At 37.1% G+C, this 16123-nt stretch carries 12 protein-coding genes; 9 read left to right on the forward strand and 3 right to left on the reverse strand.

The genetic code is table 11. The features are described from left to right. The first annotated feature begins 133 nt into the window (after positions 1 to 133). The 3 genes from ABZP26_RS03650 to ABZP26_RS03660 all read left to right on the forward strand — a co-directional run bounded on the left by ABZP26_RS03650 (position 134) and on the right by ABZP26_RS03660 (position 4784). Positions 134 to 1399 carry a sugar MFS transporter gene (locus ABZP26_RS03650; RefSeq protein ID WP_138560905.1) on the forward strand — a complete coding sequence of 422 codons (1266 nt, stop codon included), beginning with the start codon at positions 134 to 136 and terminating at the stop codon, positions 1397 to 1399. Between the two features lie 16 nt (positions 1400 to 1415). Next, a complete protein-coding gene (locus ABZP26_RS03655; RefSeq protein ID WP_368485382.1) occupies positions 1416 to 3932 on the forward strand; it encodes an exo 1,3/1,4-beta-D-glucan glucohydrolase in 2517 nt (838 codons plus the stop codon). Between the two features lie 231 nt (positions 3933 to 4163). Further along, the gene (locus tag ABZP26_RS03660; protein ID WP_064662481.1) at positions 4164 to 4784 is read left to right on the forward strand and encodes a fumarylacetoacetate hydrolase family protein; all 621 of its coding nucleotides are present in this window, start codon (positions 4164 to 4166) and stop codon (positions 4782 to 4784) included. On the opposite strand, the gene ABZP26_RS03665 is transcribed toward ABZP26_RS03660, so the two are convergent. From ABZP26_RS03665 to ABZP26_RS03675, 3 genes are all read right to left on the reverse strand, one after another. Continuing rightward, positions 4717 to 5649, reverse strand: coding sequence for a hypothetical protein (locus tag ABZP26_RS03665; RefSeq protein WP_058154244.1), 933 nt, complete (start codon positions 5647 to 5649; stop codon positions 4717 to 4719). The two genes, ABZP26_RS03660 and ABZP26_RS03665, sit on opposite strands and share 68 nt — an antisense overlap. A gap of 123 nt (positions 5650 to 5772) precedes the next feature. After that, positions 5773 to 6825 (reverse strand): aldo/keto reductase, encoded by a 1053-nt coding sequence (locus ABZP26_RS03670; protein ID WP_290172805.1) that lies wholly within the window; start codon positions 6823 to 6825, stop codon positions 5773 to 5775. 12 nt (positions 6826 to 6837) lie between these two features. Beyond that, positions 6838 to 7269: a thioesterase family protein gene (locus ABZP26_RS03675; protein ID WP_028834338.1), complete on the reverse strand. Its 432-nt coding sequence runs from the start codon at positions 7267 to 7269 to the stop codon at positions 6838 to 6840. Positions 7270 to 7585: 316 nt separating this feature from the next. On the opposite strand from ABZP26_RS03675, the gene ABZP26_RS03680 reads away from it, so the two are divergent. From ABZP26_RS03680 to ABZP26_RS03705, 6 genes are all read left to right on the forward strand, one after another. Beyond that, positions 7586 to 7762, forward strand: a complete 177-nt coding sequence (locus tag ABZP26_RS03680) for a hypothetical protein (protein ID WP_013464196.1) — start codon at positions 7586 to 7588, stop codon at positions 7760 to 7762. Positions 7763 to 7963: 201 nt separating this feature from the next. After that, positions 7964 to 9196, forward strand: a complete 1233-nt coding sequence (locus ABZP26_RS03685) for a site-specific integrase (RefSeq protein ID WP_028834337.1) — start codon at positions 7964 to 7966, stop codon at positions 9194 to 9196. A 1-nt stretch (position 9197) separates the two neighbouring features. Continuing rightward, the gene (locus tag ABZP26_RS03690; RefSeq protein ID WP_036949848.1) at positions 9198 to 11480 is read left to right on the forward strand and encodes a hypothetical protein; all 2283 of its coding nucleotides are present in this window, start codon (positions 9198 to 9200) and stop codon (positions 11478 to 11480) included. An 11-nt stretch (positions 11481 to 11491) separates the two neighbouring features. After that, on the forward strand, positions 11492 to 14263 hold the full coding sequence (locus ABZP26_RS03695; protein ID WP_249365142.1) for a hypothetical protein: 2772 nt from the start codon (positions 11492 to 11494) through the stop codon (positions 14261 to 14263). Continuing rightward, on the forward strand, positions 14253 to 14810 hold the full coding sequence (locus ABZP26_RS03700; RefSeq protein WP_028834334.1) for a hypothetical protein: 558 nt from the start codon (positions 14253 to 14255) through the stop codon (positions 14808 to 14810). Before ABZP26_RS03695 ends, ABZP26_RS03700 begins: the two co-directional genes overlap by 11 nt. A gap of 513 nt (positions 14811 to 15323) precedes the next feature. Further along, a complete protein-coding gene (locus ABZP26_RS03705; RefSeq protein WP_028834333.1) occupies positions 15324 to 16022 on the forward strand; it encodes a hypothetical protein in 699 nt (232 codons plus the stop codon). Positions 16023 to 16123: the final 101 nt, after the last annotated feature.

The raw sequence follows: 16123 nt of genomic DNA on the forward strand, positions 1-16123 counted from the left end.
AAATTTTCTCTGTATGCTATAAATGTAAGCGCTTACATTTGGTGTTGCAACTATTATCTGCATTTTAAGTTTTACTAAACGCAATTAAATAGAGGTAACAATCTGATAATTATAAATAATTAGAGATTATACTATGGCACATATCACACAGCCACTACCGGCAGCAGAAAACAGCCAAAAACCAGGGTCTACACACACCTTTGCGTTAACATCGCTTACGACCTTGTTTTTTATGTGGGGTTTTCTTACCTGCCTGAACGATATTTTAATTCCGTATTTAAAGGGAATGTTCTCCCTTAATTACACCCAAGCAATGTTGGTACAATTTTGTTTTTTTGGTGCCTACTTTGTTATGTCAATTCCTGCAGGAAAACTCGTTAGTAAAATAGGTTACCAATTTGGTATTGTTGTTGGTTTGGTTGTCGCTTCGATAGGGTGTGCATTATTCTACCCCGCTGCAGAGGCACATGTTTACGAACTATTTTTACTTGCTTTATTTGTGCTTGCTTCAGGGATCACTATTTTACAAGTCTCTGCTAACCCTTATGTAAGCGTATTAGGGCCTGCAAAAACAGCGTCTTCGCGTTTAACCATGACCCAAGCTTTTAACTCTTTAGGAACAACGGTTGCGCCATTATTTGGTAGTTGGTTGATTTTGTCTGAAATTAGTCAAGCTACAGCCGAACAAGTTAAATTCCCTTACTTAATGCTCAGTGCAAGTTTACTGACACTGGCTGTTATTTTTGCTTTTTTGAAGTTACCTAAACTCGGTAAAGCGATTGATAGTGAAGCTGAAAATCAAGGTGACACAGAGTTTGTTGACTTAGGCAGTGTTTGGAAATATCGCCATCTTATTTTGGGCGCTATTGGTATTTTTGTTTATGTTGGTGCTGAAGTTGCGATTGGTAGCTTTTTAGTCGGCTTTTTAACCCTTGACCATATTGCAGGTTTACCAGAGCAACAAGCTGCACATTATATTAGCTATTATTTTGCAGGTGCAATGATAGGGCGATTTGCTGGCGCTGCTATTATGCAAAAATTAAATGCAGCCAAGGTGTTAGCTTGTCATGGTATTTTGGCCGGTGTGTTAGTGTTAATTGCAATGACAGGTCAAGGTTCACTTGCTATGTGGGCTATTTTATTGGTTGGTCTGTGTAACTCTATTATGTTCCCTACTATTTTTAGTTTAGCGCTTCAAGGCTTGGGTAAATACACCTCACAGGGGTCGGGTATTTTATGCTTAGCGATTGTAGGTGGAGCTATTATTCCATTACTACAAGGTATGCTGGCTGACAATATCGGTGTGCAGTTAGCGCTTATACTGCCTATTGGCTGCTATTTATATATTACTTACTTCGCGCTGTTTGGTGCAAAAAAAACAACGTCAACTCGTCTTTAAGTTTTAGGTGAATGCTATGATTATTAAACGAACTTTTTCAGTCACTGCACTGATGCTAGCAGCAATAACCAGCAGCGGTTGTTCGCAACCCTCTAACAGTGCTAGCGATGCGACAAATCAAAAAGAAATTTGGCCAACAATAGAAACCGGTATTAAAAGCGATGCTCAAATGGAGCAAAAAATCGCAGATATGTTAAAGAGCATGACGCTAGAGCAAAAAATAGCGCAAATGATCCAACCTGAAATTCGTCACATTACGGTTGAAGATATGCGTAAATATGGCTTTGGCTCCTATTTAAATGGCGGTGGCTCGTTTCCAAATAACAATAAACATGCAACCCCCGAAGACTGGGTTGATTTAGCTGAAAAGATGTATCAAGCGTCTATTGATGATTCCCTCGATGGCAGCACGATCCCTACAATGTGGGGCACTGATGCGGTACATGGACACAACAATGTGATTGGTGCGACTTTATTTCCGCATAATATTGGTTTAGGGGCGGCGAACAACCCTGAACTTATTGAAAAAATTGCCGCAGCAACGGCGCGTGAAGTTATGGTTACCGGTATTGACTGGGTATTTGCACCTACGGTTGCCGTAGTGCGAGATGATCGTTGGGGTCGCACTTACGAGGGGTATTCTGAAGACCCTGAAATAGTAAAAGCATATTCAGCCTCAATTGTTAAAGGCTTACAAGGCGCTGTTGATGAAGACTTTTTGTCAGATACGCGGGTAGTAAGTACGGTTAAGCATTTTTTAGGTGATGGCGGTACTGTGAATGGCGATGATCAAGGTAATAATATCGCCTCTGAAGAAGGATTATTTGCGCTTCATGCTCAAGGTTATGTTGGTGGTTTGGGTGCAGGTGCACAAACGGTAATGGCCTCGTTTAATAGCTGGCATGGTGAAAAAATTCACGGCAGTAAATATTTACTGACCGATGTGCTTAAAGATAAAATGGGTTTTGATGGCTTTGTTGTCGGTGACTGGAATGGCCACGGGCAGGTTAAAGGTTGTTCTAATAGTAACTGTGCTCAAGCGGCTAATGCGGGCTTAGACGTATACATGGCACCGGATGAGTGGAAACCATTATTTAGCAACTTGGTTAACCAAGCTAATAGCGGTGAAATCCCACTCAGTAGAATTAATGATGCAGTAACGCGTATTTTACGCGTTAAAATGCGTGCAGGGTTATTTGATAAACCAAGCCCTGCGAAGCGTCCCCTGTCTGGAAAAACTGAAATTATTGGTAGTAGCGATCACCGTGCAGTGGCTAAACAGGCTGTACGCGAGTCTTTAGTATTACTTAAAAATAAGCAGCAGTTACTGCCATTATCACCTAAAACCAACGTATTAGTCGCAGGCATAGGGGCTGATAACATAGGTATGCAGTCGGGTGGTTGGAGTGTTACGTGGCAAGGTACAGGTAATAAAAACAGCGACTTCCCTGGTGGCAGCTCTATTTATGCAGGTATTAAAGACACTGTAGAGCAAGCTGGTGGCAGTGCAGCGCTGAGCGTTGAAGGGGAATATACAGCACGCCCTGATGTCGCCATTGTGGTGTTTGGTGAGCAACCATACGCAGAGGGTAATGGTGATGTTGATAACCTCGAATACCAGCGCGGTAATAAAAGCGACTTAGCGCTACTGCGTAAGTTTAAAGATGCGGGAATTCCTGTTGTTTCATTATTCATAAGCGGTCGCCCTATGTGGGTTAATGCTGAGCTTAACGCCAGTGATGCGTTCGTTGCTATTTGGCTTCCAGGTAGTGAAGGCGATGCAATTAGCGATGTCTTGTTTAAAAATACAGACGGTTCAATTAATCATGACTTTAAAGGCAAGCTATCTTTTTCATGGCCGAATAACCCAATCGATAATGAAAACCGTAACGACGAAGCTTACAGCCCATTACTTCCTTATGGTTTTGGTTTAACTTACAACGATAGTAATGTTTTAAAAGATGACTTGGTGGAGCAAACTCAACAGACTGAAAAACTGGATGATTTAGTATTGTTTGAGCGTGCAATTAAAGCACCGTGGTCACTGGTTTTAAAAAGTGGTGAGCAACAAAAAACGGTGGCGAGCAGTCGCGAGTCATTAGGTGCGGTGAGCATCCAAACATTTGATAAAGAGGTGCAAGAAGATGCACGCGCTATTCGTTTTAATGGCCAAGCACTGGCTGGCGTTAATTTAGCCGCTGCGTTTCCATCTGACTTACGTTCATACGTTGAAAACAATGGTCAGCTGCAAATACAAATTAAAGTAGATAAAGCCGCGGCTAGTCCGTTATGGGTTGGTATGGGGTGTGGTGAGAGTTGTCAGGGTAAGTTTGATATTACTGATAACCTTGAGCAATCAGGTCAATGGCAAACATTAAACATCAACTTAAGTTGTTTTGCAGAGCAAGGTGTTGATTTAGCACAAGTGTTCACCCCTTGGCAGTTAAGCACGCAAGGTGATTGGCATGTATCTATTGCTAAGCTGGCTATTACAGCAAATGCTGCCGAGCAAGGTAGTGTTACTTGTAAGTAGTCAATAATCTATTAATAAGCAGGTACTGAGAGTACCTGCTTTTTATTTTAAAAGCGTAGTACAAAAACCTGCCAAATTAGTCCCTTCTTACTTTCATTCCATTCTATGTGATTGATTATATTCAGCTCAATAGTTATCATAAAAACATAATAAAACTGCATTCGCTTTTGCGTTAATTATTTGAGAGTATGCCGAAATATTAAAAGCGTTATGTAATTAACAGGTGAGAAAATGAATCAAATAAAGCTGGCTTCGCAGAGCATACAGCCTTCAAAAATAGTCTGTGTGGGGCGCAATTACAGTGCGCATATTGCTGAATTAAACAACGAACACCCTGAGCAAATGGTAATTTTTAATAAGCCTAATAGCGCGATCACTAATACCTTACTCTCTTCCCATAACGGTGATACGTTGCATTATGAAACTGAATTATGCTTTGTGGTTAAAAATAAGCAGCTTGCAGGGGTAGGGATTGGACTCGATTTGACTAAGCGAGCTTTGCAAAGCAGTTTAAAAGAAAAGGGCTTGCCGTGGGAACGTGCTAAAGCATTCGATGGCTCAGCATTATTTAGTGATTTTATTGAGTTAACGCCAGAAATGACATCGTTTATATTTGAATTACATATTGATGGCAAGCCGGTTCAACATGGTGATAGCCAACTTATGTTGCACCAACCTGCACAAATATTGGCTGAGGTTAGTCAGTTTATGAGCCTCGAAGAAGGCGACATTATTATGACTGGCACGCCTGCTGGCGTAGGGATGGTTAGTACTGGACGAGAGTTCAACGTTGCTCTTTATTCTGGTCAGCAGTGTTTATTGGAGCATCATTGGTCTGTGAGTCAAAGTTAATTATGTGTTGATAATATTGTTTATCAAAATTATCGATATGTTCACTTAGCCAGTGTCGCTGGCTTAGTTGATGAGCCGCTGATTCTAGTATGGTACTTTCTAATGCCGCATTAATTTTCTTAATTGCCTGATTAGCAAAATCATTAGGCGCATTAGTCGCACAGCCTACAGCTCCTTTGATTAATGAGCGCGTATTTTGAGCTATGGGTATACTAACGATTTTTATAGGGTGTTGTTGCTGGTTAAAGTAACTGGCCATAAAAGGATAATCGACCGAGTAGTCTAAAAAGCCATGCCTCAACCTATCGATCACAACGCCACTCTCATTATCACTACTTAAGCTCAAGGACACGTTATGATGGCTCAAAGAGTTTTCAATAATCATATTTATGTGTGGTGAAAAACGTCGTGCTGCGGCTTGTCCATAGGTAAAGCGTTCATCGCTAAGTAAACTAATTAAATTTATAGGATTACCATGTGCTTTAGTAAGTGTTTCTGCTTTTTGATTAGTTGTAATAATACTAAACTCAGGGTAGATAGAGGTAGGACGTGAGTATGTATAGACTTCGTTGGTGCTCTTTTTATGGATTACGCATGGAAAGCAGACATTTTTGCCTTCTTTGATATATTTATTAATTCGTTTTTGTGGAACAAATAATCGAGTATGTTTTACATCCTTTATACTACTGATTAGTTGCTTAGTTAAATTATCACACAAGCCCATTTGAGTATTCCCTGAGTCTAAGTGAAAAGGTGGTGTGTTGCTTTGTAGCCATAAAATTTCAGTAAGCTGATTTTTAGATTGGCTAATACTGTTACTCGAGAATATTAAAAATAGCAGGCAGAAATAACGAGCTGTATCCATAAAAAGCTGATAATTCTTTATTAAATGACTGTATTTAATTATACCTTAGCGCTTAAAAAATAAACATAAAGAATAGCAAAGAATCAACATTATTGAATAACATTTACCCTTTGCTTGATTTCATTAGTAAGGCATTGGGTTTTTTCTGAATATGATATCAATCGCTGATAACACGTCATCGCTCAGTGTTAGGTCAAACGCATCAATGTCTTCCTTTAATTGCGCCATAGTAGTGGCACCAATAATAGATGATGTCACTCCATCGACTTGATTACACCAAGCCAGCGCTAATTGAGCTGGGGTGATAGCGTGTGCATGGGCAAGTTCAACATACTCTTTGGTCGCCTGTTGTGATTGTGGCGTATCACGAAAAATACCGTTACGCTGCATAAATGTCCAGCGGGAGCCTTCAGGGCGTGCTCCATTTAGGTATTTACCGGTTAATAGCCCTGCGGCCAATGGTGACCAAGGTAAATAAGCAATATCTTCATGTACACATTGTTCTATTAAATAAGGCCAATCTTTGGCATGTACTAGGCTAAACTCGTTTTGGATAGACACCATTTTTGGCAAGTTATGCTCTTTTGATAAATTTAAAAATTGGCTAATTCCCCAAGGCGTATCATCAGAAAGCCCACAATGCTTAATTTTTCCTGCTTTAACACACGCATCTAACCCCTCTAAAATATCAAGCATATCAGCGGTGTGTTGTTTTGCATCTACCTCGGTAAATTTAAGCATACCAGGCCATTGCCTAGCAAAGTGAGGGGTACGGCGATTTGGCCAGTGTAGCTGGTATAAATCAATATAGTCGGTTTGTAGGCGTTTTAGAGAATGATCAACCGCATCAATAACAGCTTGGCGGGTAATATTGCCGCCATCACGTACCCAAGAAAGTCCATTCCCTGCAATTTTAGTTGCAATAACAATGTCTTTTCGTTTTTGTGAATTACGTGCTATCCAATTGCCTATAATTTCTTCTGTTTTACCGTAGGTATCGGGAGAGGGAGGAACAGCATACATTTCTGCTGTATCAATAAAGTTCACACCCTGCTCAAGCGCATAGGCTATCTGTTGGTCGGCATCATGTTGGGTGTTTTGTACTCCCCAGGTCATGCTACCTAAACACACTCTTGAAACGCTAACACCACTACTGCCTAATTGACTATATTGCATTGCTAATCCTAATTATTCGGTTTGAGAGTTTGCTTTTAAAGCCGATAACAATGGCTCAGTGATCGTGGCTTTTTGGCCTGTTTTAAAGTCAAACATCACCACTTTTGACATGCCGGTGGTTGTTATCGCGTTTTGCGCATGACTAAACACACTGTAGTTCATTACAAATCGGTCAGATTTAATATCACTAATGGTAATACCTACGCTCAATGTGTCGGGAAAGGTAACGGGACGCTTATAGCGAATATTATTTTCACTGATCACAGGCCCCGTGGCTTTTGAGTTGATGGTATCAAATAAATTTAATTTATTTAAAAAATCGATTCTGGCTATTTCAAAATAACGCAGGTAAACACAGTTATTAACATGCTGTAGGGCATCCATATCGCCCCATGCCACAGTGATATCGGTATGAATAGGGTGTTGTTGTTTAAACGTTTCCATGTATTTATTGCTCTTAGTTTTAAAGCATTTAGATTAGCAATATGGTCGGATGAGCTCAAGGGAATTATAACTAGGGGTAGAGCTACTCTGTATTGCCCTCATGGATGTAAATAAGGGACGTAAGCAAGACATGGAAGCTTTGCGCCTTTTTTATTTAAACAATTAGGCTATAAACCTCGCGCCGCGAGTAAACTGCCTCAGATTGAACAAACCTTAACCTTAAAAAAACAACAATGCTAAATAAAAACCCTTGAGTAAAAATTGTACCTCTTTAAATTCATGGCTATAGTAACTATTAACACACAAGGAGATAACTATGCAGAATATAATTAATTGGTTATTGGCATGCACCGTTTTTATAGCGTCGTTTACTTGTTACGCTATGGGTAATGAGGCTGGGGCAATTGTTTTGATTTTATTAGGCTTTTCTTTAGAAATTTTATTTTGGATGTATTGTTTTAATAAGCCAAAGAAAAGTAAACGCTCTTTTTAAGCAATAACATGCTTGCTAATTAAAAGTGATTCCACAATAATGGCTGTATAAATAAACAGTTGTTATTGTGTGATGAAAAAGTTTATTCATATAGATATGGACTGCTTTTAAACTCAGGGGTGTATTCTTGCGGTTTTAAATGTAAGTTAAATTATCTCTGCTACTCTTAAGTTATAGAGAGTAACTTAGGGTTGTTTTTAAATGCAGAGGTTTCATGATAAGAAATATAATAAGCATTGGATCTACTTAGATGATAATAATACACCTTTAATTTTACCTTGTCTTTACGCTCGATATATAACTCAGCGAGGGGTATATATTGAGCTCAAAGTAAAAAAAGATAGAATTACTAATCAAATCATCCACTTTTTTGAGGAAGTAGAAACTTCTTTCGACGGGCAGTATGTTCGTTGTAATCAGCTTGGCCTTTTCTTAGATTGGGTTTGTATGCAATCTCTATCAGGCTCTCAAATGTCCTTAACTAACCATACTGCTTTGCCTAGTGATGTTATTAATGGATATATAAATAACTACCTTATTAAAACTCAAGGTAAGAGTGAAGCTGCTGTTTCTAAAGCTGTTTACTCCTTGAAAAGTTACTTCAATTGGTTAAGTTATTTCTTTGATAATAAATATAAAAATATTTTTGTGTTTTCATCTCACCGAACACTATCAAGAGCCAATAACAAACAATGCTTGCTTGTTAAATACCTTCTACCTGCAACTAGAGAGCTATTATACCGCAGAGCAGGGACACTACTCGAAGAAATTATACTGCGAACTGGCGGTGACTTAGGTTGTCGGACTAAAGAAAATCAAGGCTTTTTACTAAAAGATTTTACTGCAAACCAGAAAAAACACAGTGGTCTATTGAGCTTATTCTCTGAATTAGAAAAAAAAGCCGATAAACATGAATTTGAATACCATCTCTCTTCTCTATATACCAAATATGGACGTTCAAGGACTCTTTATATACCAAGGTTTTTACTAGAGAAAATGCAACGCTACTATTCTACTGAAAGACCAATTACCAACTCCAATAATCTATTTGTATCTAACGCCAATAATTACTCAAAGGGATGCGTTTTATCCTCTGAATATGGTTCTAGGACATTTCATAAAGTTTTACTTAAAGTTATCAACAGTATAGATGAAAATCCAGAATTATATACAGGTTGCCAGATCCTCGAAAGAGGGGCTGTTTACCATCACTTGCGACACTCGTTTGGGACGGATGTATTTTACGAGCTGTGCAGGAATAGTGGCAAAAATTTTGAGTCAATCACCACTGAGTCTGCAACTTACATTGAGACAGCTAGGCGTATGGGCCATAAGGTAGATGGCTATAGTTCGAATCAAACAACCAAATTATATATACATTCTTGCGGTTATAAAGAGCGTTTACTAAAACTGGTTGTTAATGGAGAACAATAAGATGGAAGATTCAGAGAAAAAAGTTCGGAAACCAAAAAGCTCTGATTATTATGAGCAACTTCTTCAATCGGAGTTTAATCATAAAGAGTTTGTAGGTGAATTTAAATACCCACTTGAGGCACGAGAAATTATAGTCCGTAAAACCTCAAAATTGATCAAACTAAAAATTAGAATGACCGACACCAACAACCCAGATAAAGAGGTTTTATATAAATTTATTGTTGCAGCATATAACTACGCTTATTTTGATAAATCAGCGGCACTTTCAGCCAAGCAATTCTTTTTAAGTATTGCTCCTCGTTTTGTGGAATGGTTAAACATCGCAGTGGTAACAAACCGTTTTGAGATCCTGAAAGAGTATGAAGAATATCAATTTGATAAAATGAGTAATCATGGTGGGGTAAGTCGGCTTACCTCACTGAAGACATTATTTTGTCATGCATTAGATAAATCAATTGAGCTACATGAAGCGCTAACTTCATCAGAGCTCAGCTACTTATACGAGCTTAGGAAAACAAAAGCTAGTCCTAACTTGAATAAAACACAAATATCTTTAGCAAGTTACTTTGGTTCAATCAGTTGGTTAAGACGTGATGATGTGGGAATAGGACATGAGTTGTATAATGTATTAGCTTCACCGAACCTAACTGTTAAATCATTAAGCTTAACTGCATCTACGGTTATTAATGTACTGGCCAAATATAAGCAGGAGTTACATAGCTTTTTCAAGTCAGAGGGAGTTGATTTTTCTTTATTTTTAATTCCTAAAAACCTCTCTCATACAAAAAAAAGAAAGTTTGTTGGGAGTACAATATATCGACTGCTTTCTGCTTACCATAGAATGAAAACCCCTAGCTGCGTGCTAAAAGGGGCTTTAGAAGTAGTATTATTATCAAATTCGAATAACTTCAAATCTTTCCAATTTTTACTATCAGCTTTAGCTTCTAAAACGCAATGTGATGACCTCTTTACTAGTCAATCGCAATTTAAGGGAGAGGTCAGTTCTGTATTTTGCGCAGGTACTTGTTCTCAGGTTATGCCAGGTAACTTATTTAGCTTTGAAGTGTTGCAACAAATTACTCTTGATAAATTCTCCCCCCCTGCAACCGTAATAGAAGAATTAATGTTTTCATGGTTGATGGCATCTCAATGTGTTCAACCTTTTGACATACCAAAGCTTACGGTAGGATCATTTCGCCTGTTGAAGGTTGGAGGCAAAGTTAGAAATATTGAATGTGAATACTTTAAAGGCCGGGCAAAGGTATTTCATACAACCCGCTCTCTTTCTGTTAGTACTCTTGAAGGTGAAGCACTAGTATCATATTTGTCTTTAAGAAAAGAAAGTGAGTATCTTGTTGAAAAAAGGGCCCTTGTAATTAGTAATGGGGTTAACTCACTAGTTGGTACTCTTTATTGCCTATTAACGACAAGAGTATTGTCAAACTATTTGATTGAACACCATCGTAAGCTAGATAATATACCATTGTCTATGCCTAGAGCATTAATTTCATTGATTAAAAATACTGGTGGTTACGCTGGTATTGAGGGGGGCCCATATAATGGTCTTTTAGTTGAAGATGCATCAAAACCTGTGGCAACAACAAATTTAACTTGCCCAGTTACACTCTTTGGTTTTCAGGCTATAAAAAATAGCGCTGTACATGCTTTTAGTGACCCTTACACGCTTAATTACCTCATTAATAAAAACTCACACTCTAATCAAACTGAAAAGCGGCATTATTTGAATAGTGAGAATGAAAACTGGATTAATTCAGCAGGACGTATAACTAGAGAAGTCATGTTGGACTTAATTAATAATGTGTATGATCTAGATTTTGAAGATTTAAATACCAAGGGTAAGAAAGAAGCTGTTGAGCGGTTTAATAGTGAATTCATGTCAGTAACACAAAGTGTGTCTTATAAAGCGGGTGAGATGTTATCTAGACTTAGAATTATAACCGGACAAAATAAAGGTGAAATTAATGAAGTGGGAGTATCAGCTCTCGATAGTGTTGAGGATACACCAAAATTATCCTTTTTGTATGTCATGGATAGTGCTGTTGTTGCATGGAAAATGTTCAATTATTTACACGAATTTAAGAAGCATTATAAAAAGTTATTATCCCGAAACTCTGAATACCTTTATAAGACAGTTTTGCCTACTGTAGAGTGGGCAGAACATACTCTGAGTCAGTTGAGTAAAGAAAGTCAAGAGGCTGGACAGGCCATATTCGAGAATGCAATTAAAAACCGCGTTGTAGTTAGTGTTTTTCATTCTATTTAATGAGGTTTAATATGAAATTAAATTTTTCTACAACTGCATATGAAATGTTTTGGGAAGATCAAAATCAAAAGCTGCTCTCACACCCTTGTTTTATAAAGGAAAAAGGAATAATTTTCGATGATGTATTCTATTTTAAACACCACAATATAAATAACGTTACAGAAATTAATTTTTCATTGTTTGACATGCCTCACATTAATTCAAGTGGATCTGCAACTTTAAAAATAGGGGGAGATGTATACCCACTGTCAGCTAAAGAATATGCCAAATTATTTTTTATCGCTACTATCCCCAAAAATAATGTATACGGTATTACTTCTATTTTACAAATAGTAATACATATTTTTGCTTTCCTAAACTTCCATAAAGCTCTATATCTAAGTTCAAATAAATTAGAAGATTTTTGGATTTCATATTTAAGTGAGTCAGTTAACGAAAATGGATTTTATAATCGTTTATCTCCTCCGAGCTTTAGTGCAGCTATCAAGTTTATACCTCTTGCCATTACAAGAAACAAACTTAAAGCGCTAGGTGTTATTGGTGTCATAGATAATAATATTACGCAAAAAAAGGTTGAAATCATACTAGATAATGTATGCCAATCACAGTTAGGTATAACACTGAGTGAATATAGATTAGGGGGGAGTTTTAACTTTTTAGGTTTAGAGCTTGGGCAGTACTATATTGATTATTTAAGGTTGGTTTACCAAAAAGATTACTTATATATGGCCATATGTAAGAAGACCATTAAAAAAGTAGCTGAGACCTACAATAGAGTTTTGGATTCAAAGTTACACGTCAGGATAAACGATGTGGTGGTAGCTTCGTTAACTCATCACAAATTAGACCCCCATAAGAAACACACAAAAGGTATTAATCACAAAGACTTATTTAATGAGGTGCAAGAAATTGCATTCAGCGAGTATCAAAAGCTGTTTGAGAGTGCCATGTCGCTCAATGAAAAGTGTATCAAAGAGCTAGTAATCAAGCTCGGTCTTGGTATGCGGTTCGATGGCGTTGAAATAATTCGTATTTTAATGCTCGCAAAGTTTTATGATTTGGATGTGCAAAAATCACCAACAGAGATATGGGATAGTTATTTAGCTTCACTCGATAAGACTTTTATTGAAAGTCATAAATTAGCTGAAGTGACTATTGAATGCGTCTATGAACAAATGCAAGGCATAATTTTACCAAAAAAACTGAAAAAAGCGGAGTTTTTGCGAACCCTTGAATGTTTCGGTGATAAGATTCTAAAAAAAGGTTTAAGGCCTGATTATAGATCTTTTAAGGCTACATTGAATAATATTGTTCATGCTATGACTACCCTTGTTGCTGCTTGGCTAGGTTATCGAAAAAGTGAGTTTGGTTTTCCGTTAAATGCAATTCACATAGAACCAAACATAGATATTCTTGATAGTTCACATATACCATTTCGTTTTAAGTTAAATTGGCTTGTTCCAAAAACTCATGGGAAAACTAAAATTAAGAGAGAGATTACTTCGCAGTGCTATCAAATCGCAGTACAGCTAAATAACTTATTCAGTGCTTCATTCGATGATCCATGCTTGTATGAATGCGGTGAAGGGAAGAAAGTGACGACTCAATCTGAGATGTTTATTGAAAGAAGGGTGAAGGCAAACTGGCAAGATTTTGTGTATAGTTATCAGCCTTTTAATGATGTTCTTAAATTAGCGCTATTGAATTCTAAAGATGTGGAATTTATGAACAGTGATGAGTTAAAAGACTTTGATCGATTACGTCACATGTATGATCCCCAAAGCGCTCGGTATAAGCATCTATTATCTACAGCAAAAGAGGTAAAACGGGATTGGAAAAGATTGTCTTGTACTTCTTTTTCTAGCTCTCGAGCCCAAAGAGCGTTTAAAGCTTCATTAAAGTCTTTTATATCCGTTGGTTTCACCCACAATGAGTTACATCAAAAGTTAATAGAAACTTACTTTTCTGAAAAAACAAAAAAATTGCTTCGCTCCGGAACTGTGGTTTTAGACAACAAAGCTATGAATGATATTGTTAATGAATTGCTAGTGGGAGTTCGTTATCCATCTTCACATGCATTGAGACATATTTGGGCTGAAGCCGTATTAACTCGATATCATGGTGATATAGGTGCCGTGATTCAGCATCAATTTTGTCATTTAGATAGCTCGTTCTTTATGGCGTATCTTCGAAATAAAGACGTTCGAGGCTTAATGAAAGGTGCAAGTCAACGTTATCTTAATTCTATTGTGGATTCGTTGCTCATTGATTCAGATAAAGTAGGGCAAGAGTATATTGGTGGTTTTGCTCATTATGTCAAAAAAGCTGTTGCTCTTACTAAGCCAGTAAGTGTAGATGAGTTTAATACATTAAGGTCGAGTATCAACGAGCGTATCATTAGTATTCAGCCAAGCATTTTTGCTATATGTATTCCTAGAGATAGCGGTGAAATAAGGGCTAAATGCGCCAAATTTGGCAGTATTAATCCACAAGATGCCAAACCAGAGTTCTGTTTGAATTGCACTAATGCTGTTATTACATCTGGAAACTTAAGAGGTATTTGGACAACAATTCAACCGATGGTGAAAGAAGCTCTTAACGAAAATACGTTAGGTTTCATGCTGGAATCACATTTACCTACTTTACGCTCAGGCTATAAGCGAATAAAGCAACTACAATCATCAAACTCGGAAGCAGTGGCGAAAATTTTAGGGGTTATCGAAACTGCAATCAAGACAATTGAATTAAAGCTTCAGCAAGAGAATACAATATATGGCAAATGATCATATTGACTTGGATGAGTTAATTGGAGAAAAATTCCTAGAAACTCTAGATGATAAATATATTCAGTCTCATACACCCGAAAGACCATCGTGGGTAATTGATGATGAGAATCATACTACATATAAGTCTTGGCAAATTATTTTGGTAATTAAAGAAGAAAAAGAAGAAAACATCAAAAAGTTTGGAAAAGTTGCTAATAATAAAACACAAAGATCTTTGTATAAGATATTAAAGTCTGAAGTTGCAGAAAAAATGGAGATTAGTTCTCAAAGTATCTTCAGAACTTCAAAGTTTAGCCCTTCAATTCTTAAGTTTTTTGATGAAATAAATATCGCCTTGTTAGAGTTGTATGAAAAAGAACAAATTAAGCAAAGAAATAGACAAAAAAATACGGGGATTCGGTCTCGAAAGAAACAAGCTATTGTGAGGAGTCACCAAGATATCGAAAACGAATTAAATCAACTTAAAGCACGAACAACTAAAGAAGTGCTCGATTTAGCTATAGATAAAATGCCATTAGATTACAGGCTAAAACTAGGCCTATAAAATAAATGTATAGAAATATGCGCTTTTAGTAATTAGAGCAAGTTTATATAAATTGTCATATTCCACACTGAGTAAGGTGGCTCACTGGACTTCCCCGCTTTCACTAAACACCTGCTTATAATCTTAAAATACAAAGCAGAAGTAAGCTTCCGGTTTGTAAGCCTATATTGCTATATTTCGGAAGAAAACTTCCGTTTATAGGGCTTCAAGGGTAATTACCGGAAATATACTTTTGTTTTTTGATAGCGTTAACCTAGATAGATATATGAGCAACTTTTCGGGGTCTTATTTGAGCGAAAACCAGTCATTTAAGTAAGTTGTTATTAGCTTAGTAAGAATAAGAGGAAACTTTCCTCTTTTTTACATGTTTATATAGGCTACAGAAAGCATAATATTTGTAGCTGGCAATAGTTTACGCTATTTGCTATTAATAGGGATTCATAAAATAAGGACGTTTTCGCGCTAAAATAGGAAAGTGTCCACTGATAAAGCTGTTAGCTGCTAAGGAATACTTTGGAGTCTCCAATCGAAATTTTAATAGGAATTATTCTTGGTGCTATAGCTGGATATGTGGCTGCATACCTTAAAAAGAAAGCACAGAACCGCGCATTATTAGAAGATGTTAGGCGATTAGAAGAAGAAAAAAGATCTGTAGAAAAGAAGTTCGTTGTAGAGGTAGAGCAAGTAAAAAAAGAGCATAACTTAGAGATTGAACACCGAAAATATCAGTATGAAGATAAAAGGAAAGTGTACTCTGACTTTTGTAACGACTTAGATAAGTACCAGAGCCAAGGGCAAGTCATCTTTAAAGAAAGAATGATGCCTATGATGACTCGGTTGCTTGAATCAATTGAGGATAGTGACGGCTCAACGAAAAGTGTAGAGGTTTCATTTTCAGATTACTTTTCTGAAATGCTCTTACTATGTAACGACTTAAACTTGGCTTTTGTCGAAGTAAAAAATCAAACAAACAAATTGCGACTGAGCACTTCTGATGAAGCTGAAAGTTTATTGAATGATTTACTTATCAACTTGGAGCAAACAAAGGATTTATCTACTGATTTTATGCAGTATCTTGCGACTCCCAATGGTATGAATGATAAAGATAAACAAACTGAGTTAACAAATATTCTTACTGAGCTAGGTCTACAAAATGAAATTATTCGAACTAGTTTAATAAAACAAATGAAAAATGAACTTCAGAATATATAGCAGCTAACTAGGCACTTAAATGAGAGTAAAACAATAGGTTACGTTTTGCTTCGCACACATTCAACCCACCATTTTAGTCCGCTTAGTGCGGCGTTACAGGG

The organism is Pseudoalteromonas sp. SD03 (assembly GCF_040937955.1).
In the GTDB taxonomy this organism is placed as follows: domain Bacteria; phylum Pseudomonadota; class Gammaproteobacteria; order Enterobacterales; family Alteromonadaceae; genus Pseudoalteromonas; species Pseudoalteromonas tetraodonis.

Excerpts from the sequence above, each read along its gene's own strand:
- ABZP26_RS03650 (WP_138560905.1), top strand. The coding sequence starts at position 134 with ATGGCACATATCACACAGCCACTACCGGCAGCAGAAAACAGCCAAAAA.
- ABZP26_RS03655 (WP_368485382.1), top strand. The coding sequence starts at position 1,416 with ATGATTATTAAACGAACTTTTTCAGTCACTGCACTGATGCTAGCAGCA.
- ABZP26_RS03660 (WP_064662481.1), top strand. The coding sequence starts at position 4,164 with ATGAATCAAATAAAGCTGGCTTCGCAGAGCATACAGCCTTCAAAAATA.
- ABZP26_RS03665 (WP_058154244.1), bottom strand. The coding sequence starts at position 5,649 with ATGGATACAGCTCGTTATTTCTGCCTGCTATTTTTAATATTCTCGAGT.
- ABZP26_RS03670 (WP_290172805.1), bottom strand. The coding sequence starts at position 6,825 with ATGCAATATAGTCAATTAGGCAGTAGTGGTGTTAGCGTTTCAAGAGTG.
- ABZP26_RS03675 (WP_028834338.1), bottom strand. The coding sequence starts at position 7,269 with ATGGAAACGTTTAAACAACAACACCCTATTCATACCGATATCACTGTG.
- ABZP26_RS03680 (WP_013464196.1), top strand. The coding sequence starts at position 7,586 with ATGCAGAATATAATTAATTGGTTATTGGCATGCACCGTTTTTATAGCG.
- ABZP26_RS03685 (WP_028834337.1), top strand. The coding sequence starts at position 7,964 with ATGCAGAGGTTTCATGATAAGAAATATAATAAGCATTGGATCTACTTA.
- ABZP26_RS03690 (WP_036949848.1), top strand. The coding sequence starts at position 9,198 with ATGGAAGATTCAGAGAAAAAAGTTCGGAAACCAAAAAGCTCTGATTAT.
- ABZP26_RS03695 (WP_249365142.1), top strand. The coding sequence starts at position 11,492 with ATGAAATTAAATTTTTCTACAACTGCATATGAAATGTTTTGGGAAGAT.
- ABZP26_RS03700 (WP_028834334.1), top strand. The coding sequence starts at position 14,253 with ATGGCAAATGATCATATTGACTTGGATGAGTTAATTGGAGAAAAATTC.